At 53.9% G+C, this 26,851-nt stretch carries 31 protein-coding genes; 19 read left to right on the top strand and 12 right to left on the bottom strand.

Features of this window, described 5'->3' with window-relative positions; all coding sequences use genetic code 11:
• The 3 genes from L5470_RS07550 to L5470_RS07540 all read left to right on the top strand — a co-directional run.
• A partial coding sequence (locus L5470_RS07550) for an RNA-guided endonuclease InsQ/TnpB family protein (protein ID WP_499499158.1) occupies window positions 1-879 on the top strand: 879 nt, incomplete at its 5' end.
• 101 nt (window positions 880-980) lie between these two features.
• The gene (locus tag L5470_RS07545; protein WP_099799796.1) at window positions 981-2,270 is read left to right on the top strand and encodes a glucose-1-phosphate adenylyltransferase; all 1,290 of its coding nucleotides are present in this window, start codon (window positions 981-983) and stop codon (window positions 2,268-2,270) included.
• 95 nt (window positions 2,271-2,365) lie between these two features.
• Window positions 2,366-3,550, top strand: coding sequence for an NAD(P)H-quinone oxidoreductase subunit H (locus L5470_RS07540; protein ID WP_099797981.1), 1,185 nt, complete (start codon window positions 2,366-2,368; stop codon window positions 3,548-3,550).
• Between the two features lie 28 nt (window positions 3,551-3,578).
• Here L5470_RS07540 and mltA read toward each other — a convergent pair whose 3' ends face one another.
• From mltA to L5470_RS07525, 3 genes are all read right to left on the bottom strand, one after another.
• The gene (mltA, locus tag L5470_RS07535) at window positions 3,579-4,751 is read right to left on the bottom strand and encodes a murein transglycosylase A (protein ID WP_448527270.1); all 1,173 of its coding nucleotides are present in this window, start codon (window positions 4,749-4,751) and stop codon (window positions 3,579-3,581) included.
• A gap of 6 nt (window positions 4,752-4,757) precedes the next feature.
• Window positions 4,758-5,012, bottom strand: a complete 255-nt coding sequence (locus L5470_RS07530; RefSeq protein ID WP_099797979.1) for a hypothetical protein — start codon at window positions 5,010-5,012, stop codon at window positions 4,758-4,760.
• Window positions 5,013-5,092: 80 nt separating this feature from the next.
• A complete protein-coding gene (locus tag L5470_RS07525) occupies window positions 5,093-5,695 on the bottom strand; it encodes a tetratricopeptide repeat protein (protein WP_198406099.1) in 603 nt (200 codons plus the stop codon).
• A gap of 295 nt (window positions 5,696-5,990) precedes the next feature.
• Here L5470_RS07525 and L5470_RS07520 point away from each other — a divergent pair, with 295 nt between their 5' ends.
• The 4 genes from L5470_RS07520 (at window position 5,991) to L5470_RS07505 (ending at window position 10,400) form a co-directional block, all read left to right on the top strand.
• The gene (locus L5470_RS07520; protein ID WP_499499157.1) at window positions 5,991-6,560 is read left to right on the top strand and encodes a late competence development ComFB family protein; all 570 of its coding nucleotides are present in this window, start codon (window positions 5,991-5,993) and stop codon (window positions 6,558-6,560) included.
• Window positions 6,557-8,182 (top strand): citramalate synthase, encoded by a 1,626-nt coding sequence (gene cimA / locus L5470_RS07515; RefSeq protein ID WP_448514383.1) that lies wholly within the window; start codon window positions 6,557-6,559, stop codon window positions 8,180-8,182. The genes L5470_RS07520 and cimA overlap by 4 nt, the downstream gene beginning before the upstream one ends.
• Before the next feature lie 2 nt (window positions 8,183-8,184).
• Entirely contained in the window at window positions 8,185-8,940 is a 756-nt protein-coding gene (gloB, locus tag L5470_RS07510) for a hydroxyacylglutathione hydrolase (protein ID WP_499499156.1), read from the top strand.
• A gap of 173 nt (window positions 8,941-9,113) precedes the next feature.
• Window positions 9,114-10,400: a hypothetical protein gene (locus tag L5470_RS07505; RefSeq protein WP_499499155.1), complete on the top strand. Its 1,287-nt coding sequence runs from the start codon at window positions 9,114-9,116 to the stop codon at window positions 10,398-10,400.
• On the opposite strand, the gene psb28 is transcribed toward L5470_RS07505, so the two are convergent.
• From psb28 to L5470_RS07485, 4 genes are all read right to left on the bottom strand, one after another.
• Window positions 10,351-10,683, bottom strand: a complete 333-nt coding sequence (gene psb28, locus L5470_RS07500) for a photosystem II reaction center protein Psb28 (protein WP_198406097.1) — start codon at window positions 10,681-10,683, stop codon at window positions 10,351-10,353. The two genes, L5470_RS07505 and psb28, sit on opposite strands and share 50 nt — an antisense overlap.
• Window positions 10,684-10,730: 47 nt before the next feature.
• Window positions 10,731-11,321, bottom strand: coding sequence for a dephospho-CoA kinase (gene coaE, locus L5470_RS07495; RefSeq protein WP_499499154.1), 591 nt, complete (start codon window positions 11,319-11,321; stop codon window positions 10,731-10,733).
• A complete protein-coding gene (locus L5470_RS07490; protein WP_227517509.1) occupies window positions 11,314-11,922 on the bottom strand; it encodes an FxLYD domain-containing protein in 609 nt (202 codons plus the stop codon). Before L5470_RS07490 ends, coaE begins: the two co-directional genes overlap by 8 nt.
• A gap of 102 nt (window positions 11,923-12,024) precedes the next feature.
• Complete coding sequence (locus L5470_RS07485; RefSeq protein WP_099797965.1) at window positions 12,025-12,939, bottom strand: DUF928 domain-containing protein; 915 nt, start codon at window positions 12,937-12,939, stop codon at window positions 12,025-12,027.
• A 122-nt stretch (window positions 12,940-13,061) separates the two neighbouring features.
• Here L5470_RS07485 and L5470_RS07480 point away from each other — a divergent pair, with 122 nt between their 5' ends.
• The 3 genes from L5470_RS07480 (at window position 13,062) to L5470_RS07470 (ending at window position 15,958) form a co-directional block, all read left to right on the top strand.
• Window positions 13,062-13,847 carry a 7-carboxy-7-deazaguanine synthase QueE gene (locus L5470_RS07480; RefSeq protein ID WP_499499152.1) on the top strand — a complete coding sequence of 262 codons (786 nt, stop codon included), beginning with the start codon at window positions 13,062-13,064 and terminating at the stop codon, window positions 13,845-13,847.
• A 78-nt stretch (window positions 13,848-13,925) separates the two neighbouring features.
• Window positions 13,926-15,083 carry a glutamine-hydrolyzing carbamoyl-phosphate synthase small subunit gene (gene carA / locus L5470_RS07475; RefSeq protein ID WP_099797961.1) on the top strand — a complete coding sequence of 386 codons (1,158 nt, stop codon included), beginning with the start codon at window positions 13,926-13,928 and terminating at the stop codon, window positions 15,081-15,083.
• Window positions 15,080-15,958, top strand: coding sequence for a carbohydrate ABC transporter permease (locus L5470_RS07470; protein WP_499499149.1), 879 nt, complete (start codon window positions 15,080-15,082; stop codon window positions 15,956-15,958). Before carA ends, L5470_RS07470 begins: the two co-directional genes overlap by 4 nt.
• Here the strand turns inward: L5470_RS07470 and L5470_RS07465 are convergent.
• Entirely contained in the window at window positions 15,951-18,077 is a 2,127-nt protein-coding gene (locus L5470_RS07465) for an IMS domain-containing protein (RefSeq protein ID WP_227517506.1), read from the bottom strand. The genes L5470_RS07470 and L5470_RS07465 overlap by 8 nt on opposite strands.
• Before the next feature lie 301 nt (window positions 18,078-18,378).
• On the opposite strand from L5470_RS07465, the gene L5470_RS07460 reads away from it, so the two are divergent.
• Window positions 18,379-18,837 carry a hypothetical protein gene (locus L5470_RS07460; protein WP_099797957.1) on the top strand — a complete coding sequence of 153 codons (459 nt, stop codon included), beginning with the start codon at window positions 18,379-18,381 and terminating at the stop codon, window positions 18,835-18,837.
• On the opposite strand, the gene holA is transcribed toward L5470_RS07460, so the two are convergent.
• Window positions 18,804-19,781: a DNA polymerase III subunit delta gene (gene holA / locus L5470_RS07455; RefSeq protein WP_099797955.1), complete on the bottom strand. Its 978-nt coding sequence runs from the start codon at window positions 19,779-19,781 to the stop codon at window positions 18,804-18,806. The two genes, L5470_RS07460 and holA, sit on opposite strands and share 34 nt — an antisense overlap.
• On the opposite strand from holA, the gene L5470_RS07450 reads away from it, so the two are divergent.
• From L5470_RS07450 to L5470_RS07430, 5 genes are all read left to right on the top strand, one after another.
• Complete coding sequence (locus L5470_RS07450; protein WP_227517505.1) at window positions 19,780-20,268, top strand: LptA/OstA family protein; 489 nt, start codon at window positions 19,780-19,782, stop codon at window positions 20,266-20,268. The genes holA and L5470_RS07450 overlap by 2 nt on opposite strands.
• Window positions 20,228-21,016 (top strand): LPS export ABC transporter ATP-binding protein, encoded by a 789-nt coding sequence (lptB, locus tag L5470_RS07445; RefSeq protein WP_099797953.1) that lies wholly within the window; start codon window positions 20,228-20,230, stop codon window positions 21,014-21,016. Before L5470_RS07450 ends, lptB begins: the two co-directional genes overlap by 41 nt.
• A gap of 1 nt (window position 21,017) precedes the next feature.
• Complete coding sequence (locus tag L5470_RS07440) at window positions 21,018-22,040, top strand: LptF/LptG family permease (protein ID WP_499499145.1); 1,023 nt, start codon at window positions 21,018-21,020, stop codon at window positions 22,038-22,040.
• A gap of 48 nt (window positions 22,041-22,088) precedes the next feature.
• Entirely contained in the window at window positions 22,089-23,153 is a 1,065-nt protein-coding gene (locus L5470_RS07435) for a 3-deoxy-7-phosphoheptulonate synthase (protein ID WP_499499143.1), read from the top strand.
• Between the two features lie 209 nt (window positions 23,154-23,362).
• On the top strand, window positions 23,363-23,740 hold the full coding sequence (locus L5470_RS07430) for a hypothetical protein (RefSeq protein ID WP_499499141.1): 378 nt from the start codon (window positions 23,363-23,365) through the stop codon (window positions 23,738-23,740).
• 68 nt (window positions 23,741-23,808) lie between these two features.
• Here the strand turns inward: L5470_RS07430 and L5470_RS07425 are convergent, their stop codons facing one another.
• From L5470_RS07425 to L5470_RS07415, 3 genes are read right to left on the bottom strand one after another with little or no spacing between them, the layout of a single operon-like run.
• Entirely contained in the window at window positions 23,809-24,222 is a 414-nt protein-coding gene (locus tag L5470_RS07425) for a ferredoxin (protein ID WP_099798060.1), read from the bottom strand.
• A gap of 38 nt (window positions 24,223-24,260) precedes the next feature.
• Window positions 24,261-24,647: a DUF1257 domain-containing protein gene (locus L5470_RS07420; protein ID WP_099798062.1), complete on the bottom strand. Its 387-nt coding sequence runs from the start codon at window positions 24,645-24,647 to the stop codon at window positions 24,261-24,263.
• Window positions 24,648-24,667: 20 nt separating this feature from the next.
• Window positions 24,668-24,880 carry a DUF2997 domain-containing protein gene (locus L5470_RS07415; protein ID WP_499499138.1) on the bottom strand — a complete coding sequence of 71 codons (213 nt, stop codon included), beginning with the start codon at window positions 24,878-24,880 and terminating at the stop codon, window positions 24,668-24,670.
• Between the two features lie 272 nt (window positions 24,881-25,152).
• Here L5470_RS07415 and L5470_RS07410 point away from each other — a divergent pair, with 272 nt between their 5' ends.
• From L5470_RS07410 to L5470_RS07400, 3 genes are all read left to right on the top strand, one after another.
• Complete coding sequence (locus L5470_RS07410; protein WP_099798064.1) at window positions 25,153-25,608, top strand: DUF3887 domain-containing protein; 456 nt, start codon at window positions 25,153-25,155, stop codon at window positions 25,606-25,608.
• 20 nt (window positions 25,609-25,628) lie between these two features.
• Window positions 25,629-26,324, top strand: coding sequence for a Crp/Fnr family transcriptional regulator (locus L5470_RS07405; protein ID WP_198406110.1), 696 nt, complete (start codon window positions 25,629-25,631; stop codon window positions 26,322-26,324).
• A 155-nt stretch (window positions 26,325-26,479) separates the two neighbouring features.
• Window positions 26,480-26,788 (top strand): zinc ribbon domain-containing protein, encoded by a 309-nt coding sequence (locus L5470_RS07400; RefSeq protein ID WP_499499135.1) that lies wholly within the window; start codon window positions 26,480-26,482, stop codon window positions 26,786-26,788.
• Window positions 26,789-26,851: the final 63 nt, after the last annotated feature.

Here is a 26,851-nt window from a genome sequence, read left to right as displayed (position 1 = left end):
TTCAGTGCTGGTACTTTTGCTCTGTACTGCAATGGGGAGGCAAGACAGTATATCCTCAACTCTAAAATCAACCGAGTGCGAGTGGTACGCAGAGCAGATGGGTACTATGCTCAATTCTGCTTGGATGTGGAGCGCAAAGAGCAGGGAGAGTACACAGGCAATGTCATCGGTATTGACTTGGGGTTAAAACACTTCTACACCGACCAGAACGGAAACACGGTCGATTGTCCTAAGTTTTTAAGACGTAGTGAACGGAGGTTAAAGCAACATCAACGCAGATTAAGTCGGAAGTTCAAGAAAGGGGCGAAACCTCAATCCAAGAATTATCACAAGCAAAGGAAACGACTAGGCAAAGTACATCTGAAAGTTCAACGCCAACGTAAAGACTGGGCAATCAAGCTTGCTCGGTGCGTAGTGGCATCTAACGATGTCGTGGTGTATGAGGACTTGCAGGTGAAGAACCTAGTCAAGAATCATCATCTTGCCAAATCCATCCATGATGCTGGCTGGTCTCAATTCACTGCTTGGCTAGACTACTACGGTAAGGTATGGGACAAGGCAGTAGTCAGCGTACCGCCGCAGTACACCACGCAGGACTGTAGTAACTGTGGGCATAGGGTCGTGAAAACCCTATCCACTAGAACTCATAGTTGTCCTAAGTGCGGGGTTGAGTTAGACAGAGACCAGAACGCGGCTCTGAATATCTTGAAAAAGGGGCTAAGCATCTTGGGGATGGAATGGCAAAACGGTACCTTAGGGCATAAGGGAACCGCCTCGCAAGAGGGAACGCTTGGGGAGAGATGTACCGCTGCTATGGAAGGGCAACCTAACATGGTAAGTGCGCTCGTAGAACCAAGAACAAGAATCCCTGCTCTTTAGAGCGGAGAGTATGTCAACAAAACCTGACTACCACAGCCAGATGAGATCAAATGCCAACCACGGCGTACACTGTTGATGTGGCCGTTCAGATGGAGTTTTTGATGAAACGAGTCTTGGCGATTATTCTTGGAGGCGGTGCCGGAACGCGCCTCTATCCCCTCACCAAACGCCGTGCCAAGCCTGCCGTTCCTCTGGCCGGAAAGTACCGCCTGATCGATATTCCCGTCAGTAACTGCATCAATTCCGAAATCAACACCATTTACGTCCTGACCCAATTTAACTCTGCCTCCCTCAACCGTCATATTGCCCGCACCTACACCTTTGCAGGGCTGACCGATGGTTTTGTGGAAGTCCTTGCGGCTCAGCAAACCCCTGAAAACCCCAACTGGTTCCAGGGCACTGCCGATGCCGTGCGCCAATACCTCTGGCTGTTAGCCGATTGGGACGTGGACGAGTACCTAATCCTCTCAGGGGATCACCTCTACCGCATGGACTATCGCCAGTTTGTCCAGCGCCACCGCGACACCCAAGCAGACATTACCCTTTCGGTGCTGCCGGTGGACGAAGCCGCTGCCTCTGGGTTTGGGCTGATCAAAGTGGACGGCACCGGTCGGGTGCTAGACTTCCGCGAAAAACCCCAAGGGGAGGCTCTGCTATCGATGCGTGTTGATACAACCCGCTATGGCCTCAGCGCCGAAGACGCCCACCGTAAACCCTACATTGCCTCCATGGGCATTTATGTGTTTAAGCGGCAGGTATTAATTGATTTGCTGCAACAACTGGCCGATGCCACCGACTTTGGCAAAGAAATTATTCCGGCGGCGGCTCGTACTCACCGTGTGCAAACCTTTGTCTTTAACGGCTACTGGGAAGATATTGGTACCATTGGCTCCTTCTACGAAGCCAACCTAGCCCTCACGCAGCAACCGCAGCCTCCCTTTAGCTTTTACGACGAAGCTGCTCCCATTTATACCCGCCCCCGCTACTTGCCCCCCAGCAAAATTCTGAGTTCTAACATCACCGAATCCATTATCAGTGAAGGGTGTATCCTCAAGGAGTGCCAAGTCCATCATTCCGTCTTGGGAGTGCGATCGCGCGTTGAATCCGGCTGTGTCATTGATCACTCCTTACTCATGGGGGCTGACTTTTACCAGCACTCAGGACAGCGCAGCGCTCTCCTAGAGCAACATAAAATTCCCATGGGGATTGGCGCCAATAGTATTATCCGTAGAGCCATTATTGACAAAAACGCCTGTATTGGTCGGGAGGTCAAAATTATTAACAAAGACCATGTCGAAGAATCTAACCGCGAAGAGCAGGGGTTTTACATTCGCAGTGGTGTGGTCGTGATCATTAAGAATGCCGTGATTCCTGATGGTACAGTTATCTAAGCCATAAACAATTTTGAATTGGCAAGCTTAGAAAACCTGTGTAGCATTATTGAAGAAACCTTTCATTACCTGACCCTTTAGCGGAACTGCAATCTATGCCCACGCTTGAGACACGCACCGAACCCATGGTGATTAACATGGGGCCGCACCATCCCTCCATGCACGGGGTTCTGCGACTAATGGTGACCCTTGATGGCGAAGATGTCATTGACTGCGAACCCGTCATTGGCTACTTGCATCGGGGCATGGAGAAAATTGCTGAAAACCGCACCAATATTATGTTTATTCCCTACGTCAGTCGTTGGGACTACGCAGCGGGGATGTTTAACGAAGCCATTACGGTCAATGCCCCAGAAAAACTAGCCAACATTGCCGTGCCCAAGCGCGCCAGCTATATCCGTGTAATTATGCTGGAGCTAAACCGCATTGCCAACCACCTGCTGTGGCTAGGCCCGTTCTTGGCGGATGTGGGTGCCCAGACTCCCTTTTTCTACATTTTCCGTGAGCGTGAGTACATCTACGACTTGTTTGAAGCCGCAACTGGTATGCGGTTTATCAACAATAACTACTTCCGCATGGGGGGGGTGGCCGCTGACCTTACCTACGGTTGGGTCACCAAATGTCGTGATTTTTGCGACTACTTTTTACCCAAGGTGGATGAGTACGAAGCTCTGATTACGAACAATCCTATCTTTATCCGTCGCCTTCAGGGCGTGGGTAAAATTAGCCGCGAAGAGGCGATTAACTGGGGGCTGTCAGGGCCGATGCTGCGCGCGTCAGGGGTGAAGTGGGATCTGCGAAAGGTCGATCATTACGAATGCTACGACGATTTTGACTGGGACGTGCCGGTTGCCACCGAGGGGGACTGCCTTGCCCGCTACGTTGTTCGCATTCAGGAAATGCGTGAATCTGTCAAAATTATTCGTCAAGCCCTTGATGGGTTACCGGGCGGTCCTTACGAGAACCTTGAGGCCAAGCGATTGCTGGAAGGGGCAAAATCGGAGTGGAACGGTTTTGACTACCAATTCTTGGGCAAAAAGCTAGCACCTACGTTTAAGATTCCTAAGGGTGAGCACTACGTGCGCCTCGAGTCCGGCAAAGGGGAGTTGGGTATTTACCTGATTGGTGACGATAATGTCTTTCCGTGGCGCTGGAAAATTCGTCCCCCGGACTTTAACAATTTGCAAGTGCTGCCACAATTGTTGAAGGGGATGAAGGTGGCAGATATTGTCGCTATTCTTGGCAGTATTGATGTCATTATGGGGTCTGTTGACCGTTAGCGTCCCTTCACGCCGCCTGCTGAAACAGCTAAGGGAGTAATAGATAATACAACTGCCCGGGGGTATTAATTAAGCCTGCCCGGGTTTTGGCGACATCGCCTGTACCCATAAAAATATCCACTCGTCCGGGGCCGCGAATAGCGCTCCCTGTATCTTGATCGAGGACAAAACGACTGATGGGCTGCTGCTGCCATTGTCCGTCTTTTTTCATGGGTAATTGGGTGTTAATAATGGCCAAGGCACCGGGTGGCATCAAGGATTTGTCCGTAGCAATCGAGCGTTCGGGAATTACAGGGGTGGAGAGGCTGCCACTGGGGGGGCGGCCCTGCGTATTCTCGAAGAAGACAAAACTGGCGTTGCGGGGTAAGTAACGATCCAGTTCGCTGGGGTTGGCGTCAAAGTAGGCCATCAGCCGGGGTAAGGTCAGTTCTTCGCGCGGGATTTTGCCATCTTTAATCAGCTCTTGGCCAATGCTCGTGTAGGGATGATTTGTTTTGCCCGCGTAGCCCACACTCAGGCGACGACCATCCGGTAGTTGTAACTCTGCTGAGCCTTGCACTTGAACTAAAAAGGCTTCGAGGCGATCGCGCAGGTACACCAGTTCCAGCCCCCGTAACGGCCCTTTGTGCCACTGTTTGCCATCGGCACCTTCCAGCTCAAGACGGGTGGGATGCGGCTCTGACCACTGGGCAAAGTTAGGCGGCCGCCGAAAAAGCGGGTAGCGATACTCTGCGGTAGGAACTAAGCTGGCGCGGTAGGTGGGGGCATAGTACCCGGTAAACTCGACTCGACCTTGACCATCGGTGCCAATAGATTGATAAAAGACGAATTCTCGTTTCACCGCAGCTTGGAGTTCAGCCGCAGAGCGACTGGTTTGCACCAAGTGACGAAACCGTTGGAGGGAGCGAATCACCCGCTGGCGTAAATTGGCTCCCAAGCTGGCACCAGGCTGCCCTGCTGCGGTGTAGGCAGCATAGTCCTGTTTGGCTTTGGGGGTTTGCAAGTAGCGTAAGCTATGGTCAATGGCTTGGATCAGCCGAGGGCGATCGCCCTGCTGCCAGAGCGCTGTATCTAAGCCAACGCTTGGGGGGAGCGTTGAGGGTGACCGTGGGATGAGGACTGGGGTGGCAGTTGCGGTGGCGATCGCCGCTGTTGCCAACACCACCACTGCTTGGGAAAAACCAACGATCAAGCCCGCCATGGTAGCCTACGCAAAGCGATCCACACTGGAGGCAAAGATCGGCTCTACCCGAATGGCAAACACTTTGGAGGGGCGCACCACCATGTACTCCCCTTGAATATTTTTGATGGGCACCGAGACAAAGTCATTAGAATCAGCTTTGGCCACCAATTCACTGCTGTACCATTTCTGAAACTCTTGGATTGAGGGAAATCGCACTTCTTCGCGATGTCCACCATCAAGGAATAAATGCACAGCAAATTCGGAGGGGGTTCTTGCCATAGGCGCGATCGCTCAACGTTACCCCCCCCATTATGACCTTAATCGGCAGCATCAGGAACAGTGTTTGTGCCCAGACCCCCCTAAGGCCCACCGGTCAAGGGTCGTGGCGCAGCATCGTAGTACTTAGCCGTCATGGTTGGGTTCAGGCTCCGCGCCCGCTGATAGTCCCGTTGGGCAAGCTCAATGTTGCCACTGTCGAAGTGCGCCATGCCGCGGCTATAGTAGGCGGCCACAAACTGGGGATCAATCTCTAGCGCTGCGTTAAAGTCACGAATGGCAGCACTATAGTCCTGTAGGGCAAGGTGGGCCATGCCGCGATTGTAGTAGGCACTGGCAAACTGCTGATCGTAACGAATGGCAGTGTCAAAGTCAGCGATCGCCCGCTGTAGATCCCCGTGATCAAAGTAGGCCAAACCGCGCCCAAAATAATAGTCGGCACTGGGGTCTAACTCCACTGCCCGACTAAAGGCACGGATCGCTGCGGGCAGGTTCCCTTCCCCTTGGTACATCAGCCCAAGATTGTAATAATCCTCGGCAGTGCTGGGTACCAGTCGTTGTAACTCACGAATTTCTGTACTGGTGAGGGTCGCGATCGCCACAGGCTGGCCTACCGCTGCCCCCGCCATGCCAATAAGGGTTGCACAGGAGACAGTAGCAATTACAGTGGGTAGTAGTTGGCGCATGGTGAGCCTCCTCAGCAGTTAGGCAGTCATTGGCCTTATCTATATTCTAAAAGAAAATTAAGATCATGACCAGCAAAAGTACGCATTTTAACAAATCGCTGGACATATTTACATGATTAGCCTCAGAGACAAGCTAGGCAGTGCCCATCATCTCCCCGCACAGGTGATCTCTCTCACCCCTAGGGGCATGGCTATCTCAACAATTTGGTAACCTAATATTGGCGAAGCCTGTGCTGAGCGCATAAACTTGAATGTGAGTCTAGTCAGTGCAAACAGAGGCTCCCAGCTAGCACGTATGGCGGAAAAACCTATGGGGATTCAGGAAATTGTTGAGCAAGCATTGCGGAACGGGTATTTAACCCCGACCCAAGAGGCAGAAGTAGGGCGCATTTGCGACAAAGCTACAGAGCTGTCGGTAGAAGAATATATGGCTCTAGATCGCCTAATGGGAGCCTTGCTCACTGGCCAAGTGGTGGCGGTTCCCCGCAAACAATTTATCAATGTAATGGAAGAATTAGTACTCACCGAGGCTATTACCCGTATTGCCGTTATTGAAGCTGAGCAGGACTGTGCCCTTGACCTTGGGGATATTGCCGCCTACGCCTTAAACCGGCTGCCGCCGCTCTACGCCACAACCGAAGAAGGGGCACAATACCAACGGCAGCGAGCCGAAGAAGAACTCATGGAGCTAATCCGAGCCCAAGTGCAAGAAGCGATTAACCACAGCATGGCGCGACCGCAGTTCCACCCCGAACGCTCGGTACTAGGCAAAACCTCTGGTAAAGAGGTGGTCTCCCAAGTCAGTTCGTTGTTGCAGAGCTATGCAACCGATTACGAACGCCCCACAGGAGAGACAGCACGGTGACAGCAGCAACGAATCTCTGGCTCTACGATACCACCCTGAGAGATGGTGCCCAACGGGAAGGTTTATCCCTGTCTCTGGAAGACAAGCTGCGCATCGCCCGCCAGCTAGACCGCCTAGGCATCCATTTTATTGAAGGGGGCTGGCCAGGGGCTAACCCCAAAGATGTTCAGTTTTTCTGGCACCTACAGGAAGCGCCCCTGCAACAGGCAGAACTCGTTGCCTTTTGTGCTACCCGTCGCCCGGGAAGAACGGCTGAGACTGAATCGATGTTTGAGCCAATTCTGGCGGCAGGAACTCGCTGGGTGACCCTTTTTGGTAAGTCTTGGGATCTCCACGTCACTGAAGGACTTAAGACCACGCTGGCGGAAAACTGCGCGATGATTGCCGATTCAATCCAGTTCCTGAAGCGCCATGGTCGCCGAGTCATTTATGATGCTGAGCACTGGTTTGACGGGTACTTAGCCAATCCTGAGTATGCCCTCAAAACCCTTGAAACCGCCCTCAATGCTGGTGCAGACTGGCTCGTTCTTTGCGATACCAATGGCGGTTGCTTGCCGCATCAGGTACAGGAGATTGTCCAAGCAGTCACAGAGCATTTTGGCACTTTAGATTGCCTTGGCATTCACACCCACAACGATGCAGGAACAGCGGTTGCTAATGCATTGGCAGCGGTACAGGCAGGGGTACGGATGGTCCAAGGTACCATCAATGGGTATGGTGAACGCTGCGGCAATGCCAACTTGTGTACCCTCATTCCCAATTTACAGCTCAAGTTGGGGTACGAGTGTGTTCCGCCGGAACAGTTAGCCACTCTGACGGAGGCCAGCCGCCGCATTAGTGAGATCGTCAACCTTGCACCGGATGATCATGCGCCTTACGTGGGCCTATCTGCCTTTGCCCACAAGGGGGGAATTCACGTCAGTGCGGTTCAACGCAACCCCCGCACCTACGAACACGTTGATCCGCAACTTGTTGGGAATCAGCGGCGGGTTGTCATTTCTGAGCAGGCCGGAGTGAGCAATATCTTGGCAAAAACCCAAGAGCTTGGCATCGATCTGGATCGCCAACATCCTCTGAGCCGTACTATTTTAGAGCGGATGAAGCAGCTTGAGAGTGAAGGCTATCAGTTTGAAGCGGCAGAAGCGAGTTTTGAACTGCTCATCCGGGAGATTTTGGGACAACGCCAACGACCCTTTACTTTGAAGGGCTTTGATGTGTTTTGCCGCACCGATTCTAGTCAATCGGAGGTCACCCTGCGCAGTCACTCCCTAGCAACGGTAAAAGTGGATGTCAATGGGGCGGAAATGCTCACCGCTGCGGAAGGCAACGGTCCTGTCTCAGCCCTTGACCAAGCCCTGCGTAAAGCTCTCATGTCGTTCTATCCAGACATCGCTGAGTTTCATCTGACGGACTACAAAGTACGCATCTTGGATGGTCACGCCGGTACTGCGGCCAAGACGCGGGTGCTAGTGGAGTCGAGTAATGGGCGCGATCGCTGGACGACGGTTGGGGTTTCCGCCAACATTATTGAAGCGTCCTATCAGGCAGTGGCTGAAGCCCTAGAGTATGGCTTACAGTTGGGCAAAACGCACGTCTTATGGCCGTCTGAGGCTTCAACCTAGGGATGGATATTTATCGCCTGCCTGCCCTTCAGGATAACTATATTTTTCTGTTGCACGACCCCAACACTGCAACAGCAGCGGTGGTGGATCCAGCTGTGCCGGAACCTGTACTAGCTATGCTCGATGAGTTAGGAGCGCGGCTAACTGCCATTTTGAATACCCACCACCATTGGGATCATGTTGGTGCCAATCAAGCGCTGCGATCGCGCTTTCCCGATGTCCAAGTGTACGGGAGTCGTGTTGACTGCGGGCGTATTCCTGAGCAGTCGGTGTACCTTGAGGCGGGCGATCGCGTCTCCTTTGGTGATCTGACCCTAGAGGTGCTGTTTATCCCCGGTCACACCCGTGGTCATATTGCCTACTACACCCCTGAAGAAGATCTCTTTTGTGGCGATACCCTGTTTGCTGGCGGCTGTGGACGGCTGTTTGAGGGCACTCCCTCAGAAATGCTAGCCTCACTGATGCAGTTAGCACAGCTACCGGATGCCACCCGAGTGTGGTGTGCCCACGAGTACACCCAGAAAAATTTGGCCTTTGCCCTCACCGTTGATGGTGATAATCCAGCCCTTCAGAAACGCTATGCCCAAGTCTGCCGCGATCGCGCCCATGGCAAAAGCACCATTCCCAGCACCATCGGTCTAGAAAAAGCAACCAATCCTTTTCTGCGCTGTCATTGCCCTAACCTACAGGCTGCCGTCAAGGCCGATACGCCGCTGCAAACCTTTACCCGCTTGCGGGGTAAACGTGATCAATACTAAGACCCTAGGCGCACTCAGTTTGGGGGTTGGGTTGACGACTATGCCTGTTACCGGGGCGATCGCGCAGCAACCCACCGCTGCCCTTGATCCTTTGCGGTAGGCTCTGTTTCACGGTAAGCTAGCTGCAACAGCAACGTTCAGTTTTTTGGCAACACCACCACCAGCAGGATGCTATGGCAATTTCCTATCAAAGTCGCTTTTTCCTGTTTTGGCGGCGCCAATGGCAACACTGGCAACACCAGTGGCAGCGTCACCGCTGGCAAGTGGAAAGTAGCTTAAGTGGGGTTGTGCACGTCATCGCTGGCATCCTTTCCCAAGTGTGGCAGCAGGGACGACCACAGCTAAGGAGTGTGATGCCGCGGCTGCTGCACCGCCTCAGACCCTCCTCCCCACCCCCTGCAGATTTAGCTACCCAAGCGGTCACCGCTGCTATTGCTCTGCATCCCCAAGAAAATCACACCCTGATGCTGCACCTCGCGCCACTGCCGCGGCGAGTTCCATGGTGGCAACGGTTATTCAGCCCTGTGCGCCGGACTACGGCTGAAACGGCTTTAGGGCAACGGCCATCCTTCTACCTTGCCTGCGATCGCCAAGCTCGCTCCCTGATGCTGGTGGATACCGCCGCAGTGCCCCTCAAAATCTTTACCCCCCAAGAGCAGCAACAGATTGAGCAGCGGATTTACTATGAGCTAGCGTGCTACTACCAGCAAGTTCGGCAGTGGTACCGGCGGCATCATCGTGGACGCTTGCGGCAGCAAAACGCTCCTCGCCAGTGTCTAGCGGGAACATTTCTCAATCAGTTGACCGTGACCGCCACAGTAACGGGACTTACAGTTGAGGTACCAGCCCTGTCTCCCCTTGCTCAGCTTTGGCAGCGGTGGCAATTGCGCCTAGGGGGTCTGGGTCAACGCTCCCTTGCGCGGGTGAGGGTTCAAGGCATTGCCAGTCAGCTTCAAACGGGTGAGATGGTTTTAATTGCCAGTGATAATTCGATTCTCTATACCTTGACCCCCCAGCAGCGCCAACGGGTACTAGCATGGATTGAACAGCACCTCAACCCAGCGGCTGCCATCCTGCCTCTTCACGATTGGCTGAGTCGAGCCTCTTACTGGCTCGCTGGCCTGCAACCGCCCTCGTTCTCTGCTGCGGCGTCACCTCTGCTGGCAGCAACCGACCCAATGCCAGCACGACCAACCCTGTTGAGTGTGAGTTTACCAAGTCTGCCAACGATTGCCCCCCCACCCATCAATGCCGACCCGCTCATTGTTGAGGTGGAGGCTGCCTTCGTGGGCTACGATCTACACTGGCTTGAGAAACTGCTCCTTTGGTGCGATCGCCTGCTGTTGTGGCTARAAAACCAGCTCATCGCTGTTGGACGATGGCTGCTACATCGCTTGGGGTTGCCAGCCTTTAACTTTTTTGAAAGCCGAGGCCATGACTCGCGGCATAGCGATCCATAAAACGAATGAAGCGCTCCCACTGCTCAAGACTACGCATTGAATAGGTGGCTTCGATAGCGACGGGCTGGCCGTTAATAAACTTGGCATTGACATCGCGGGTAACAATTTCCCCCTCTTCGTCCACCATATACATCCCCGTAATTTCTAAATTGCCTTCTTGGACAACTTTGGGGTTGTCAAAATAAAACATTGCCTGGCCGCTGCTGCCATCCCGCGCACGGGTAAGGCGGACATCGGGGACAACTTCTTCATTTACGCCACGAATAAACTGAATTTCTGCCATTGAACTTAACACTACGATCAATATCTCTAGAATACCTGCTTGGGGGATCATGTCTGCTGCCAGAGGCGATCCACTTGGGCATAGAGTTCTGCTAAGGTGCCGGTATTCCAGATCACGTGATCGGCCTGAGTGATTTTTGTGGCTAGGGGGAGTTGAGCAGCAAGGCGCTGCTGGGCTGCCTCAGTGCTGAGTCCATCCCGCTGTTGGAGCCGCGCCAACTGGGTGGCTGTATCAACCGCAACTACCCAAATCTGATCCACGAGACATTCTAGGTGGGCTTCAAAGAGTAAAGGAATGACCAGTAAAATCTGCGGATGATGGCAGGTTTGGATGGCTTGCTGCATCTGCTCAACCACCCACGGATGAATTTGCCCCTCCAGCCAATAGCGTTCTTGGGGGTCAGCAAAAATGATGTGTCCTAATCGTGGGCGATCTAGCTGGCCGTCTCCACGGCAAATTTCAGCACCATAGCGCTCAACCACTGCGTCGTAGGCTGGGGTACCGATCGCCACTGCCTCCCGCGCCAACTGATCTGCATCGACCACGGGTACGTGATAGCGTTCTTTCAGATAGGCCGCAACCACGGACTTGCCACAGGCAATACCACCCGTGAGGCCAATGCGTAAGGGCTTAGACACCCCCTTGCAGTACCACTGCTGGCCGGCCTAGGCGTACCGTTGCCCCCGTATCCGAGGGGACGGTGGGGAGAAACTGTTGGTAGGTCACGGTTTGGCCAGGGGCGATCGTGGCGGGTTCGGGGGCCGCTGCGCCCGTTTGTATCAGGCGGCCATCGGAACCAATCACTTCAAAGTTAATCGACTGAATCGTCACGGGTTGGCGGTTGTTATTCGTGACTGTCCCAGTCACTTCTGAAGAGCCGGGTAGTTTAATCACTGCTTGCAGCCGCGGCTGACCCACGCGGATATTGCGCAATAGCTGCTGCTCAAGGACTTGCGGATCCACCTCTGCGGTATCGCTAGGGGGATTTCCCCCTACTGCTGCCGTCGGAGCCATTGCCCCTGAGAGATTCAACAGATGATTCCAGTAACGTTGATTGCGCCCCCAGTTGTAGGGGGAGTTACCAATAATCACAATATCGCCAGCGGCTCGCTGTGCATAGGCTGCCGATGCTGCAAGGGTGAGCGGGGCGATCGCCCCTACCAGCGCCATGGTGATTGCTCGCAAATGACGGTAGTGGTTTGTGGCTTCTAGGGCATGCCCACGAGTAACGTCTTTCATAACGCAGGTTCCTGTGACGTTGCAGCTTCAACTTCCATCTTAATCGCAGGGAACTGATGCAGGGCTGTCGCGCGAACCGCCGGTTTTATCGGCACAGTCTAACTATTGCAGTAGGGGCATATTGACAACCTGCGGATCAATGCCAGCAGTGTTCAACAGATCTTGCCATTGCTGTTTCATGGCGGGGTCATTGGGGTTTTGGCGTTGCAGCGCCGCTAGGGTGGCAAGGGTATCATTCCATAACTGGTTTGCCGCTAAAAGGGGTAAACGCTCTGCTGCTGGAGCCGTGGTGATGACTGCGGCTAAGTTGCTGTCCAGTTCTGCCCGCTCAATCCAACCTGTAACAAAGGGGTTGGCATCCGGTTCGTTGGGCTTACAGGTCAGAGAGAAAATCCATTGATATTTTTGCCCTGGCTGTAAGGCGGCTTTTGTTGGATCAATCGTGACGCTGACAATGCCTGCTGTGCCGCTGACCGGAACCTCTTGGGTGGCCAGTAGATCCCCCCCTTCGCTGAGGATCATCAGCTCTGCCAATTTGGCCGTACTTTGGGGAACATAGAAAAAGAGGCTAGGGTTGGCCGCAGCAGTTACGCCGAGGTTATCTTCGGGCATGAGAGCTACAATCTTAGCGAGTTTACCTTGGGTACATTCGCCAAAGCGTGTTGCACCCGCAATCCGCTGGCCGGGCATCCCTCGCCCCGTGGGCACAAAAGTGAGCCGATTCCCAGACTGTGCGGCAAAGCGATCGCGGGCAATGTAGGCTTCAACATTGCTGATGGCATTGAGGGCGTAGCGGTCACCGGGCCGCAGGCTAAGGGCACGGCGGAAGTTAATAAGAGCCGATTGATAGTCGCGTTTGGCCGTCAGCTGATAGCCCCGCTGCATGTAGCGGTCAAATTCGCTGGCAGGGTTACTTTGAGCAACGGCGGGCGTGGCGACGATGGTGGGTAAGCTGCCGACACCTAACGTCAACGTACCAAGGAGAATGAGCGGCAGACCAAAACGTAGGGAAGACATAGCACTTACCTGTTGAATGCGCTAACTATCTTTAAGGTACTATGGGGAACCAAGACCTGTTGTGATCTGGCTTCCGCAACAACTGTGATGAATTTCGGTCATCGAGGGTGGGCTGCCCCGCAATGATTGGTGATCTAGATCTAGAGGGCGTGAGCGTCCCATTGGTGGAAATTTTTTCCGCGATTCAAGGGGAAGGCGCTAATGTTGGGACGCGGCAACTGTTTATTCGCTTTGCAGGGTGTGATCTGCGCTGTACCTATTGTGACAGCGCCCATACTTGGAGTGTGCCCGCTATCGCTCTGTTGGAAACGATTGCGGGCGATCGCCAATTTCAGCGGGTCGCCAACCCCCTCTCCGGCACCCAGATTCTTGCTGCTGTGGCGCAACTCCATCACCCCCACCTCCATGACAGTATTAGCTTAACCGGCGGTGAACCGCTCCTGCACGCCCTTGCTTTAGCCACTCTGCTACCAGCGCTAAAAGCGGCCACCCAACTGCCACTGTACTTAGAAACAGGCGGTCACCATCCTAGGGCGCTAGAGCGGGTGTTACCCTACCTCGACAGTGTGGGGATGGATATTAAGCTGCCGAGTGTCAGTGGCGAGTGTCATTGGCCAGCCCATCAACAGTTCTTGACCCTCTGCGATCGCGCCGGGGTTGAGGTCTTTTGTAAGGTCATCATTTCTGCGCTGACAACCCCCACTGATTTGGCGACAATGGCGGAGTTGGTGGCCACGGTTAACCCCCGCATCCCCGTCTTTTTGCAACCGGTGACCCCCATTGGTACGGGGCGCTTGACCCAGCCCCCTACCCCAGCCCAAGTGTTGGCGTGGCAGGCGTACCTCAAAAACCACCTTGCCCATGTGCGGGTGATTCCCCAAACCCATAAGTTTTTGGGGCAGCGTTGATCTGCGCCTTTGCCGCTGTTGTGATACCTAGGCAGGGACGATAAAGTAGGATGGAATGAATCGACAGTTTAAGGCACTATGGCAGCACCCGCAATACTGGTTTTAGCCGATGGTTCAGTTTTTCGCGGTTTCTCCTTTGGCGCGCCGGGCACGGCTATTGGCGAGGTCGTGTTTAATACAGGCATGACCGGCTACCAAGAGGTGCTGACGGATCCGAGCTATTGCGGCCAAATTGTGACCTTTACCTATCCTGAGCTGGGGAATACGGGCATTACCCCTGAAGATGATGAGTCCGATCGCCCCCACGTGCGCGGTGCCATTGCCCGCAACATTTGCACGGTGCCCAGTAACTGGCGATCGCGCCAGTCGCTGCCAGACTACCTTAGCGCCCATCGCATTCCCGGAATCTATGGCATTGATACCCGCGCCCTCACCCGCAAGATCCGCACGGTCGGGGCGATGAACGGCGGCATTTCCACAGAGATTCTAGACCCGCTGCAACTGCTACAGGAGGTCTTGGCCGCCCCCAGTATGCAAGGGCAAAACCTCGCTAACATGGTGAGCACCCGCACTCCCTACGAGTGGACTGAGCCGACCCCCCCCGCTTGGGAATTTCGCCCCCCCGTGACTCCTGAGGAGCCACCCCTAACTGTAGTGGCGCTTGATTTTGGCGTTAAACGCAACATCCTGCGCCGTTTAGCAAGCTATGGCTGCCGTGTCATTGTGGTGCCTAGCGATACTCCAGCAGAAACCGTGCTCAGCTATAACCCCGATGGCATTTTCCTCTCCAATGGGCCTGGAGATCCGGCGGCGGTGGTCGAAGGGATTGAAACGGCACGGCAGCTTTTGGCGGCTCAGCGCCCGATGTTTGGTATTTGCTTAGGCCATCAACTGTTGGGGCTATCCCTTGGGGCAGAAACCTTTAAGCTGAAGTTTGGGCATCGCGGCCTTAACCAACCCGCAGGACTAACCCGCGAAGTAGAAATTACCAGCCAAAACCACGGCTTTGCCATTAGCAAAGAATCCCTTGAAAAAACCCCAGTGGCAGTAACTCACCTGAACCTCAACGACAAAACGATCGCTGGCTTGAAACATCAAACCCTACCCATCTTTTCGGTGCAATACCACCCCGAAGCCAGTCCGGGGCCTCATGATGCCGACTATCTATTTGGCGAATTTGTGGCGCAAATGCGTGCCTATCGCCAACAGCACCCTCGCCCCTCAGCTACCGGATGAAACTGCGCGCTCTGATCCCCTATGTTTTTTTGGCACCGGCGTTGGTGTTACTGACCTTAACCGTGTTTTGGCCGGCGCTACAGGCGTTTGTTCTGAGTTTTAGCCGTTACGACGCCGATTTGTTGAGCGCACCAACGTGGGTGGGGTTAGCAAATTTTGAGCACCTCCTGCGGGATGGCGTCTTTTGGAAAACCCTTGGCAATACTCTCCTTTACTTGGTCATTGTGGTGCCGATTTTGGCGATCGCCCCACTGTTACTAGCGATTCTGGTCAACCAGCCCCTGCGGGGGATTCATTGGTTTCGCGCCGCCTACTACACCCCCGTGATTATTTCCATGGTGGTAGCGGGGATTGCTTGGCGGTGGCTCTATGCCCCCAATGGGCTGCTGAATCAGATCTTGCAAGGCTTGCACATTAGCACCAGTGGCATCCCGTGGCTCACTAGCCCGCAACTGTCACTGTTTAGCGTGATGGCGGTCACTGTCTGGAAAGGGTTGGGGTACTACATGGTCATTTATCTGGCAGGGCTACAGGGCATTAGTGGCGAACTTTACGAAGCAGCGGCACTAGACGGCAGCGATGGCTGGCATCAGCACTGGGATATTACCCTGCCTCTGATGCGACCCTACATTTTGCTGGTGACTATTATTTCAGCGATCGCCGCAACCAAAGTGTTTGAGGAAGTCTATGTCATGACCCAAGGGGGACCCCTCAATAGCTCTAAAACGATTGTTTATTACATCTATGAAAATGCCTTTCAGCGCCTAGAAATCAACTACGCCTGTACCATTGGCCTTGTGCTATTTCTCCTGATCTTTTTACTCTCATTGCTGAATCTTAAGGTTGGCCAGCAGGGGAGCCTACCCCTTAGCTAAGAACTTGCATCCGCTGAATCAGCCATTGATTGCCGTCCTGCACCAAGGTATAAAGAACGCGGTAGCTATCGTTGTAGGAAATATCGGATCGGAGCGTCCCTTGCTCATAAAACTTGGCATCTTCCTGAATCTGAGCAATAACATCCACACGGTTATTTTCTAGGGGGCGGATTTCCTTAATCTCTAGGTTAGTGAGGGTGTAGCTCCAATAGCTTCCCTCCGATTTTAGTCCCTGTGCTCGCGATCGCCACGTACTCAGGGCTGGTTCCGTTAAAATCTTTTCTAAGTTATCAATGGCAAAGTTACTACCCAAGGCCTGCGCCTTGATCTGCTGCCAGGCTTGCAGGCGATCGCGCGCCACCTCAATCGTCATTTCTGGTACGTCAGGGGATGGATTGGTGGCCACCGGCGTGGGTGTCGCTACTGCAATAGGTGTTTCTGGGGGAGGGGCTGTGGTGAGCCGTGGCTGGAACCAGTAGTGCTGCGCCAACACACCCGCGCCGATGAGGAGCACGCCCCCACCCACCCAGAGCCAACCGTTACGGGGACGCTGGCGACGATCCCTTGTTCGGCGCTGTTGGGTTCTTGTCGTTGTGGTTCGAGGGGAGATCGTGTGGCTCGTGCTACTAACTGTTGCCGTTGGTGATGGCACGTCAGGGGGCGGAACACTACCTTGGTGTGCCTCAAGGGGCAGGGTCTCTGCGGTGAGAGAGACGACCGGAAAGGGGGCGCGGTAAGGAGGAGGTACAGCAACACTAGGTTTAACGGTTACCGGCGGTGGGGGTGTTCCCTCATCAGGAGTGATGGGAGTAACCACGAGTTCTTCATTGAGGGCGTCGAGGTAGGTTTGAATATTTGGGTCAGCGAAATACTGATCTAGGGATACGGGGGTTTCCCCTAAATCTCGAAAGGCAGGGTAAATTTCTTCTTGGAGCCATTGTTCAGTGTAGTAGCACAGTCCTGGCAGCAGGTCTGGTGCGTTCCCTGAATGGCGGCGAATAAAGGCAATACTTTGCTGATCTTGGCTTTTTTCTAGCGCCGCGAGCGCCTCAGCGGGCTGCCCCAACAGGAGCAAGCAACTGGCTAACTCGAGGTAAATATCTTGATTGGGCAGCAGGCGTTGCAGTAGGTCTTTACCACGGCGAATCAAACTGGGTTGCAGCTCATGGAATCCCCGCGCCACTAAAGCGTGCACGGCTAGGTAGGAGGCCACAGCAGAGGGTCGCCGCGCCTCCCGCTCAAACAATTCTTGCTGTTCAGTTGCCGTGAGGTAAGCTCGTAGCTGCAAAATAAACTTGAGGAAATCTTCTACCCCTAAGCCAGAACGATCATCCTGACGCCCTTCAATGCCGCCGCGATCGCTGAGCATCTCCCGCAATAGCAGCACCCCTCGCTGACGACCCACACTATCAGATAGAGGCAGCGCCAACAGTTCGAGGATTCGGTAGGGGCGCAAGCGATCCAGTTCACTTTGAAATTGTTGTTGCAGTTCGGGAAACAACCCGGAGCGCTCTAAAATCCGCAGTCCAGCTTCCAGATGGGTGGCGGCGGCCTGATAGTGCTGTTGCTGCCATTGCTCCCGACCCAATTCAAGATAGGCCAAGGCCACGGTCAACGTAATATCTGCTTCCGCAGCGGATCCCGTATAGGGACGGCTCAAATCAAGGGGATCCCCCTTGAGAAAGGGCTGCCCTAGGCGCACAACTTGGTTGTAGTCCCCCAGTTCATAGAGAAGTAGGAGCGCACCGGATAACTGTTGCTCCGTGATCTCGAGGTCTGGAACCACGGGTTGCGGATCGAGTTGGGCGATGAGATCATCGGTATCAAGACTGCGACAGCGGCGATCGTAGGCGTGACGTTGATCGGGTTCCCGCAGAACTTGGTAGGCGTGTTCAATCAGCTCGCGGCGGGTTGCTACAGTTGTCGGCGAGTGATGGTGGCTGGGCAACTGCAACAGACGATCTTGAAACGCTTGATCAATTTGCTCAGGTGTTGCCTGCATTGGCACACCTAACACTTGATAATAATCTAAAGGAATGCGCACCTGAACCCAGTCCTCAATAAATAAAGCACGACTCAAACTGATCCGTAGTTGACAGCCACTTGCCCGCGCAGACACAGGGGAGAGGGTGGAGACACTGCCCCCGCGCAGAGACGTTGCCCCTGCCTCTCTGTTTTATCGTTACACCTCTAACAAGGGACGGTAACCTTGAAGATGGTGCCAGAGCGTGCCAGCACAAGAGGGAGCATCAAGCGTTCTAGAGTATCACAATTGTTTCCACTATGGCACAGGCCAGCCCTAGGTCAGGCGTCCTCTTGGGAAGTGAACACTAACACTGCCACCCTTTGGGAACTCATGATAGTATCGGGACACATTACCGTAAACCTGCAACCTAGCAGCACGTTTAGGACAAGAGGGCGTGACAGAACCAATATTTTGGTTGGCCGTGTCACTGGTGTTAGTGGCCGTGTGCTTGGCAGTGGTGTTGGCTGCTGCCATTCCTGCCTTTATGGAGTTGGCGCGGGCTGCCCGCAGTGCCGAAAAGCTTTTTGACACCCTTGGTCGTGAACTGCCCCCTACCCTTGAGGCCATTCGCCTCACAGGTCTTGAAATTAGCGATCTGACGGATGACATTAGCCAAGGGGTTGAAAGTGCTGGCAATGTTGTCAAGCAGGTGGATCAAAGTATTTCCGCTGCTAAACGCCAAGTTCAAGAGGCGAAAGTGACAACCCGCAGTGTGTTTGCGGGAGTGAAGGCCGCATGGCAAACGTGGAATCGTCCCAGTCGTCGACCATCCCGCCTTACCAGCAGCAATTTACCCCCCCTTGAGCCACACTTAGATCGTCAAGAGCGGCGGGAGCAGGCTAAGGACAGTTGAACCATGGCCTGCCGTAGGGTACCGTGTGCCTCACTGCCTAATTTCAGTTGATATTCTGTAACCAGTAAAATGCTGAGGCTCTCTTCTAGGGCAGCAAGAGGAATTGCCCTAACCTCTTTTTGTAGAAAATAGACCCGTTTGGGGTTGCCGATCTCCGCTAATTTGGCAATCGTCTGCACATCTCGCTCGTTACTGAGCAGTTTGATCCACAACCATGTGCGAAATTGCTTGCTCAGGCTAGCAATTAGGCGCAGCGGTGGTTCATTTTGTTGCAGGAGGGCATCAAGTTGGCTAAGGGCTGCTCCTGTGTGGCTTTGCAGGAGGCTACTGGCCAAGGCTAGGGTACTTTGTTGGGTGGCGTGAACAAGGGTGGCAATATCCGTTGGCGTTGGGGGGCGATCGCCCGCAAAGAGGGAGAGCTTTTCTAATTCATTGTGCAGTTGGCGACTATCATTGCCCACGGCTTCGGCAAGGAGGTGAATAGCCTCCTCCGATAGGCTGAGGTGATAGTGCTCGGCGCTGTTGCGGATCTGTGCTTCAATTTCTGAGGTTTTCCATGCTGGGATGGGGCTGAATTCCTGAAATTTGCTGTGCTGTTGCAGGAGTTTAACGGCCTTACTGCGGCTGTCGGGTTTTTGGGGGCTAGTGAGCAAAAGGTGGCAGGTGCTAGGAATCTGCGGCAGCGTTCGTTCGAGATCCGCCAGCAGTTCCGCACTACAGCGTTGACCAAGGGTGGTGTTTGCCAGCCACACGAGGCGATCGCCCCCGCCAAAGGGAGGGGTCATCACCTGAGCTAGGGCAGACTGAATTTGACTTGGATCCTCGCCAGCATACTTTTCAAAATTAAAGCTCTCCCACAGCGGATCCACGACCTGTTGTTGCAGTGCCTTGACGGCTTGTTCTAGGCGAAATGAGTCTTCTCCCCAGTAGAAATAAACAGGCATGGTGCGGAAATACGGTGCCATCGATTACTATAAATGCATTGTGGCGGAGAATAAGGAGATGGTGCGATCGCGCCGGTTGGCATTGGCAGCACTAGGCCTGAGTTTGGGGATTGCACCGCTGCTGTGGCAGTCTGCCGCCTCCCAAGAAACTGCGTCTCAGGCACTAACAATTCTGGCTGATGTGCAACAGGCAAACGCAATGACGGGGGTCATCACGGCACGGGGGAATGTGCAACTGCGGTATCCCGCCCGGCAAATTCAGGCCACTGCGGCTCAAGCCCAGTACTTTAGTCGGGAAGGACGCATTGTCCTCAGTGGTAATGTCTATGTATTGCAGGAGGGGAACAGCCTGCGGGCAGACTCCATCACATACCTTATCCAAGAAGCAAAATTTGTGGCCTTACCTGCCCCAAGCCGCCAAGTTGAATCTATTTTAATGATCCCCGATGACCCTAACCAACAAATTATTGAATCTGTGCAGCCCTAGTGGTGGGTTTGCCCTACCGACCACTCTGCGCCTAGAAGGGGTGTGTAAACGCTACGGTGCGCGCTGGGTTGTCGATCACGTCAGTTTATCAGTGGCGCGCGGTGAAGTGGTGGGGTTACTCGGCCCCAACGGAGCGGGTAAAACCACTACCTTTTATATGGCAACCGGCATCGAGCGGCCGGATCAAGGGCGAGTGTGGCTTGACGATGATGACATTACCCGTACCCCATTGCACCAGCGGGCGCGGCGGGGGATTGGTTATCTGCCTCAGGAACCCAGTATTTTTCGGCAGTTGACCGTTGCTGAGAATATTCTCCTTGTTTTAGAGCAAACGGGCGTGCCCCGGCGGCAGTGGCGCGATCGCCTCGATCATCTGTTAACGGAATTTCACCTGACCCATATCGCCCACACCCTTGGCCAGCGGGTGTCTGGGGGGGAGCGGCGGCGCACTGAGTTGGCTCGCGCCTTGGCAGCAGGGGTTCGCGGCCCCAGTTTCTTGCTCTTGGATGAACCCTTTGCGGGGGTGGATCCCATTGCGGTGCATGATCTCCAAACCATGATTGCTACCCTGCGCGATCGCCAAATGGGCATTCTAATTACAGATCACAATGTGCGAGAAACCTTGGAGATTATTGACCGCGCCTACATTTTGCGAGAGGGACAACTTTTAGCGGCGGGCAGCGGCTGGGAACTGGCGCAAGACGCAAAGGTGCGGCAGTACTACTTGGGCGAAGATTTCCGTTTCTGAGATGGTGAACCTGTTGTGCTGGGGGCGATCATTGCACCTATCGACACTCGATCGCTACATCCTGTCCCTTTTACTGCCTGGGCTTGGCTTTGGGGTAGCCATTTTTACGACCCTTGCCCTAGCGGTGGGCACCCTCTTTGATCTGGTGCGACAAATTGCCGATGCCCAGTTACCCTTAAGTATTTTGCTGCAACTCATTTGGTATGAATTGCCCACGGTGTTGGTACTGGTCTTGCCCATGGCGGTATTGCTAGCGGTGGTAGGTGCCATGAGCCACCTTTCGGAAGAGGGGGAGTGGATCGCGTTGCGCAGTGTCGGTGTGTGTTTGCAACGCCTACTGGTGCCGGTTTTAGGGTTTGCCCTCCTCGTCAGTAGTGCCACCTTACTCCTCAATGAAACATGGGTGCCTATCGCCAAGTTTCAGTCTGAACAACTGATGCAGCAGCTCCTACAGCAGGAGCGCACCCTAGGGCAAGGCACGGATATTTTTTATCCTGAGTACGATCGCGACCAAACCATCCGCCGTCTCTACTATGCCCATCGCTTCGATGGTAGTCGTATTCAGGGGTTAACCATCCTTGATTTTTCACAGCCAGAGGTCACCCAAGTTATTACTGCCGAAGCCGCAGAGTGGAACTTCCGTGAGAGTACGTGGTTTCTCTCCCGCGGCATTGCCTATCTGATTAGCCATCGTGGGGTCAGTCGCGATCTATTGCAGTTTGAGGAACAGGAAATTCGCCTGCCGCGGCCTGCCCAGTCACGGCAACTGCGTCCTACCGAGGTCAATGAACTTTCAATTCTGCAAACCCGGCGGGCGCTGCGTCGTCTTGATCCGGTCAAGGATGCGGAGCTGGTGCGTGCCCTAAAGGTTCATCTGGCGCAATCCTATGCCCAGCCCTTTTTAGCCGTTGTTTTTGCCCTTTTGGGGGTTGGATTTGGCCTCAGTCCGTCGCAACGACGGGGGCGGCAGGGATTTGGCGTGAGTGTTGCGGTTGGGTTAATGTGGCGGGCCAACCGTAGCTAGGGGCTGTACCCATCGCGTTATGATGAGAAAAGTGCTGATTGCTCACCCATGCCGCAAACGTTTGATCTTCACGTTGTTGAGACGCGACCCTTGTTGACCCCCGCTACCCTGCTGGCGGACTTGCCACTTCATGAATCCCAAGCCACCCTTGTGGCCACGACTCGCGATCGCATTCGGGATATTCTCCAAGGGCGCGATCGCCGCCTCTTGGTCATTGTGGGGCCGTGCTCCATCCACGATGTGAACGCCGCCCTTGAGTACGGCGACAAACTCACCGCTGTGCGCGATCGCCTCAGCGATAGCCTAGAAATTGTCATGCGGGTCTATTTTGAAAAACCCCGCACCTCCGTGGGGTGGAAAGGGCTGATTAACGATCCACACCTCGACGGTAGCTACGACATTAACACGGGGTTGCGCTTGGCGCGGCAGTTGCTGTTGAACCTTGCCAGCATTGGGATGCCCGCCGCCACCGAACTCCTCGACCCCATTATTCCCCAGTACATTGCCGATGTTGTCAGTTGGACAGCGATTGGGGCGCGCACCACTGAAAGCCAAACCCACCGCCAAATGGCCTCCGGCCTATCCATGCCTGTGGGCTTCAAAAATGGTACCGATGGTCACCTAGACTCTGCCATTAACGCCATGATTGCGGCTCAGCAGTCTCACCATTTTCTGGGGATTAATGCCGATGGTTTAGCCAGTATTGTGGCCACAACCGGTAACCCCGATACCCATCTGGTGCTGCGGGGGGGCAAAGACGGCCCCAATTATTCCGCCGCCCACATTGAAATGGCCGCTGCCCTCTTAGAGCGCAAGGGGCTGAGTCCTCGCCTAATGGTGGATTGCAGCCATGCCAACGCGGCCAAAGATGCACAACGGCAGGTTGTGGTGTGTAACAACATTGCCCAGCAAGTGCAGCAAAACTCCCGTTATCTGGCGGGAGTGATGATTGAAAGCCACCTGAAGGCAGGTAACCAACCAATTCCCCAAGATCTATCGCAGTTAGTGTATGGGCAAAGCATTACTGACCCTTGCGTGGATTTTGCCACAACGGTGGACATGCTAGAGCGATTAGCCGCAGCGGTGGGGTCGCAACTAGTAAACTACTCCTAGCTAAAGCAGGGAGCTTTTAGTAGCCCTGCAGTTAGCAAGCCAACCGCGAGCCTCTGGGGTGGTTTACAACACCCCCAATCGACCGTTACCAGTGCCTTGAACAACCGTTTCTGGTGTCCGCAGTACAATTATAACCTAAAACAACTGAAGTTGCTAAAGGAGCTTTCCTCCCCGCACTGAAGTACGGGGCTTCCAGCCCTACCCGATGTGTGAGTATTGATCCTGACAGCGTTCCTGAAAATTACCTTGCGGAGGGAGATTCTTTGTTAATTGCGCCACTGTTTCGGGGTGGCGGCATTGCCCGCTTTACCGTACAGCGCATCCAAAACTTTATTGGCACTGTGGTATTGCAGCGCTCAGGTACCCCAATCATTCCAGCGCTAGGGCAGTTGACCCTACAGCGGGGACAAGAAACCGTGGCCTCTCCCTTAAACCGCAATGGCCAATTTTATTTCGACACCTTGGCTGCCGGCGACTACAGCGCTCAAGTTCGCTTTGAACAGGAGGTGTGTACTTTTAGCCTCACTATCCCCGAAAGTGAAGAACTGTTTGTGGAGTTGGGTACCCTCACCTGTGTGCTCCCCTAGGATTGGCGCTGTCAACCTAAATGGGGAGCTTGAGGCGCGCTCTACCCATAAGAAGCGTCGGGAGGATCCTACTCAGGCAGTTGCCGTCTTCGTTTTTTACGGCGCGTTGTTGCCGGATCAATGGGGAAGCCCGCTAGGGGCACAATTTGATCAAGGCGTTCTTTTTCCAAACGCTTCAGCTCTGTATAATCCACCCAGTGAATACAGTCCACCGGGCACGTGTCAATCGCCTCTTGAATCAGCTCTAGGGGATCGCCATCTTGACGCACCACTCGCGATCGCCCGTAGTTTGGCTCGATATAAAACGTATTACGGGCAACATGGGCGCAATGCTTACAGCCAATGCAGGTAATTTCATCCACGTAAACACCCTGCTGACGGTGGACTCCCCCCAATTCTGGCTCATAGCCGCTGCGCTCCTCCCCTTGGCGGAGGTGACCGCCTAATTCTGGCTCTAGACCGAGGGGTTGCCCGTCTGTCACTGACTGACCCTACCCTTGCAGAACTCTTTAGGACTGCCTTAAGAACGCCAGCGCTGTAAGACTAGCTTGACGCTGCCATCGGCCTGCTGCTCTTCGGTTTGTACCTGAAACCCTTGTTCGCTGGCGGACTGCAAAACTGCATGGTAGGCGTAGCGTTGGCTGACTTTATTTAGGAATCGTTCCACCGACCATGCCTGCCGCCAAAACTCTAAATCCGCCACTAACTCATACTCTGTACCGTTCCAGCGAAAGCCAATATCGTAGCCATTCTCTTGGGGTATCACCACTTGAGCCGTCTCGGTTTGGCCACGAAAGCCGCGCACTTCCTGAGATCCGGATTGCCATGGCAACCCCAAGTCGGTCAAGGCAGACTGTAACGCTGGCAAACTACGAATCTGGGTTTTAATTTGGCTGAAGTGCGACATTGTTCATCAATCCTCAACGATTACCACTGGGACGGCATAGACTGTAGGAGGAATTGACCCTCTTCCACCTTTTGGCTAGCATAATACTCGGATGTGGGCTGCTGGCTAACCACACACCCAAGTTGGTCTTCAATGGCAGCAGTAACTTCGGCACAGGATGTTCCGGAAATCCCCGTGACGGTTTCGACAACACGACCATCGGGATAAATGATAAACTCTAGGGTCTCTATCATTGCTGCTACCAAGAACCGCCGCTACCAACAACCTCGTAATTGTCTATTGAAGTTACAACTCACGAGCTAGGGTCAGGAGTCTCTCCATGCAGATCATTGTGACTAAGGGCAACCAAAAGAGTCAAGGTCTTCAATAAACTTAACAATTTGCAGCAATTGTCCCAGCGATCGCCGCCGGTGGTTACCTTGCCCTAGGCGTCTGCTGCTAGTGCGTGACCACTTGAAGCAGGGGGTATGATATAGAGCAACTCATCTTTAGTAGGAATCGTTCTATGGGTCAATCCACCCATCGGCTATGGTTAGTTCGTTGCTTGCTAACCCTTTTATGGAGCGTGCCATTGCCCTTCCTAGGGGCGATCGCCCAGACAATGCCCCCAGCCACACCCCAAATGAGCCTTGGCAGCCTCAGTACCCTACAGACGGCAGAGCAGTTCATCGATGCGCTATTTGGTAATGACTTTCAGCGGGCGTGGATTTACCTAAACCCAATTCTGCAAGAGGAAATTACGCCACAGGGATTACAGCAGCGACAACAGGTATTTTTGAAACGGGTTGGTGCCTATCAAAATCGTGTCGATGCAGAACTTGACGGTAACATTGTCAGCATTAAGGTTGCGTTTTCTAACATTACTGATACATTAATTTTAATTTTTGACGAAAATGGTAAGATTACGGGAGTTGACTTTCCCGCCAATCCCAACAGTCTATCAATTCAATCTCCCCGTTAACCATCTTGTCTTTGACTGCTATGCAAGAACGGCGTGGCTCCACTACCCCTGATCGGTCTCTTTACGACACTCCCTTTTTCCGGGACTTGCCGCAGTCAACAGTCGAGACCGCGTTGGCACACGTGGTTACACGCCAGCATCCAGCGAATCGGGTCATTTTACTGGAGAACGATTGGGGCAGCTCCGTTTACTTTATCCTGAACGGCTGGGTCAAAATTCGCACCTACAATATCGACGGCAAAGAAGTGACCCTTAATATTTTAGGGCCAGGGGAACTGTTTGGGGAGATGGCTCCTCTTGAAGAAGTACCCCGCTCTACCGACGTGATTACGCTTACGCCAACGGTCGTTGCCAATATGCCAGCTACAGATTTTGTCAACCTAGTCAATACGGAGCCGCAGGCGGGTATTCGCTTAGCAAAGTTGATGGCACGACGGCTGCGGCAGTTAAACCGGCGACTACGGTTACGGGAATCGGATAGTACCTCGCGAGTAGCAGATATTCTCTTATTTCTGGCAGATGGTCAAGGGCGACAAAGTGCCGACGGCCTCGAAATTCCTAACTTGCCTCACCGGGAGTTGAGCAGCCTCAGTGGGATGGCTCGCGAAACGGTCACCCGTGTTCTCGGTAAACTAGAGCGCAAGGGCATTATTCGCCGTAGCCAAGACGGCCTTTGTATTACCAATCTGCGTGCTCTTGAGAGCTTACTGTTGTAGATGGGTTGCAACGGCTGCAGAATTCAACAAAACCTCCGAGAATCCCCGCGCTTCGACAAGCCGCGGAGGGATAGGAGCGGCGGCTGAGGGGCACACCTTCGGTGGGCTTTGCCTACGACACCCCGAGAAGCCGCCAATAGCGTATAGTCCTAGCAGTGAATCATACCATCAGTTATCGACTCATCCAGCAGGCTAAGGCGACAAATCAGGCCATCGCGATTGAATATCTCACCGGCATCCGAGAACGCACCAACGAATTGCCCCGTTCCAAGACTGAACGGCGATGCAGTAATAGCTGGGCGCTCTATCAGCTTCGCCAATTCCTCGCCTACAAGGGCGTGAGGGTTGGCGTAGCCGTGAAGCGTGTAGCTCCTCGCTACACCTCGAAAACCTGTCATTGTTGCAACGTGATAGGTCATCGGCAGGGCAAAAGGTTTGCGTGCCTGAACGTGTCCTACGGCTGAATAGGTGATGCTGATGTGAATGGAGCAAAAAATATCGCTACTTTGGGGGGTGTTGTAAACACC

Source organism: Synechococcus sp. PCC 6717, from assembly GCF_022698185.1.
Classification (GTDB): Bacteria; Cyanobacteriota; Cyanobacteriia; order Thermosynechococcales; family Thermosynechococcaceae; genus Thermosynechococcus; species Thermosynechococcus lividus.
This window is presented reverse-complemented; position numbering and strand designations above follow the sequence as displayed.

Excerpts from the sequence above, each read along its gene's own strand:
- psb28 (WP_198406097.1), bottom strand. The coding sequence starts at position 10,683 with ATGGCAGAAATTCAGTTTATTCGTGGCGTAAATGAAGAAGTTGTCCCC.
- holA (WP_099797955.1), bottom strand. The coding sequence starts at position 19,781 with ATGCCTGTTTATTTCTACTGGGGAGAAGACTCATTTCGCCTAGAACAA.
- mltA (WP_448527270.1), bottom strand. The coding sequence starts at position 4,751 with ATGGCGGGCTTGATCGTTGGTTTTTCCCAAGCAGTGGTGGTGTTGGCA.
- L5470_RS07545 (WP_099799796.1), top strand. The coding sequence starts at position 981 with ATGAAACGAGTCTTGGCGATTATTCTTGGAGGCGGTGCCGGAACGCGC.
- L5470_RS07405 (WP_198406110.1), top strand. The coding sequence starts at position 25,629 with ATGCAAGAACGGCGTGGCTCCACTACCCCTGATCGGTCTCTTTACGAC.
- L5470_RS07440 (WP_499499145.1), top strand. The coding sequence starts at position 21,018 with ATGGTGAACCTGTTGTGCTGGGGGCGATCATTGCACCTATCGACACTC.
- L5470_RS07520 (WP_499499157.1), top strand. The coding sequence starts at position 5,991 with ATGGCGGAAAAACCTATGGGGATTCAGGAAATTGTTGAGCAAGCATTG.
- L5470_RS07435 (WP_499499143.1), top strand. The coding sequence starts at position 22,089 with ATGCCGCAAACGTTTGATCTTCACGTTGTTGAGACGCGACCCTTGTTG.
- carA (WP_099797961.1), top strand. The coding sequence starts at position 13,926 with ATGGCAGCACCCGCAATACTGGTTTTAGCCGATGGTTCAGTTTTTCGC.
- gloB (WP_499499156.1), top strand. The coding sequence starts at position 8,185 with ATGGATATTTATCGCCTGCCTGCCCTTCAGGATAACTATATTTTTCTG.
- L5470_RS07540 (WP_099797981.1), top strand. The coding sequence starts at position 2,366 with ATGCCCACGCTTGAGACACGCACCGAACCCATGGTGATTAACATGGGG.
- L5470_RS07530 (WP_099797979.1), bottom strand. The coding sequence starts at position 5,012 with ATGGCAAGAACCCCCTCCGAATTTGCTGTGCATTTATTCCTTGATGGT.
- L5470_RS07415 (WP_499499138.1), bottom strand. The coding sequence starts at position 24,880 with ATGATAGAGACCCTAGAGTTTATCATTTATCCCGATGGTCGTGTTGTC.
- L5470_RS07480 (WP_499499152.1), top strand. The coding sequence starts at position 13,062 with ATGATTGGTGATCTAGATCTAGAGGGCGTGAGCGTCCCATTGGTGGAA.
- L5470_RS07450 (WP_227517505.1), top strand. The coding sequence starts at position 19,780 with ATGGTGCGGAAATACGGTGCCATCGATTACTATAAATGCATTGTGGCG.
- L5470_RS07490 (WP_227517509.1), bottom strand. The coding sequence starts at position 11,922 with ATGAAAGACGTTACTCGTGGGCATGCCCTAGAAGCCACAAACCACTAC.
- L5470_RS07485 (WP_099797965.1), bottom strand. The coding sequence starts at position 12,939 with ATGTCTTCCCTACGTTTTGGTCTGCCGCTCATTCTCCTTGGTACGTTG.
- L5470_RS07410 (WP_099798064.1), top strand. The coding sequence starts at position 25,153 with ATGGGTCAATCCACCCATCGGCTATGGTTAGTTCGTTGCTTGCTAACC.
- L5470_RS07525 (WP_198406099.1), bottom strand. The coding sequence starts at position 5,695 with ATGCGCCAACTACTACCCACTGTAATTGCTACTGTCTCCTGTGCAACC.
- L5470_RS07470 (WP_499499149.1), top strand. The coding sequence starts at position 15,080 with ATGAAACTGCGCGCTCTGATCCCCTATGTTTTTTTGGCACCGGCGTTG.
- L5470_RS07420 (WP_099798062.1), bottom strand. The coding sequence starts at position 24,647 with ATGTCGCACTTCAGCCAAATTAAAACCCAGATTCGTAGTTTGCCAGCG.
- lptB (WP_099797953.1), top strand. The coding sequence starts at position 20,228 with ATGACCCTAACCAACAAATTATTGAATCTGTGCAGCCCTAGTGGTGGG.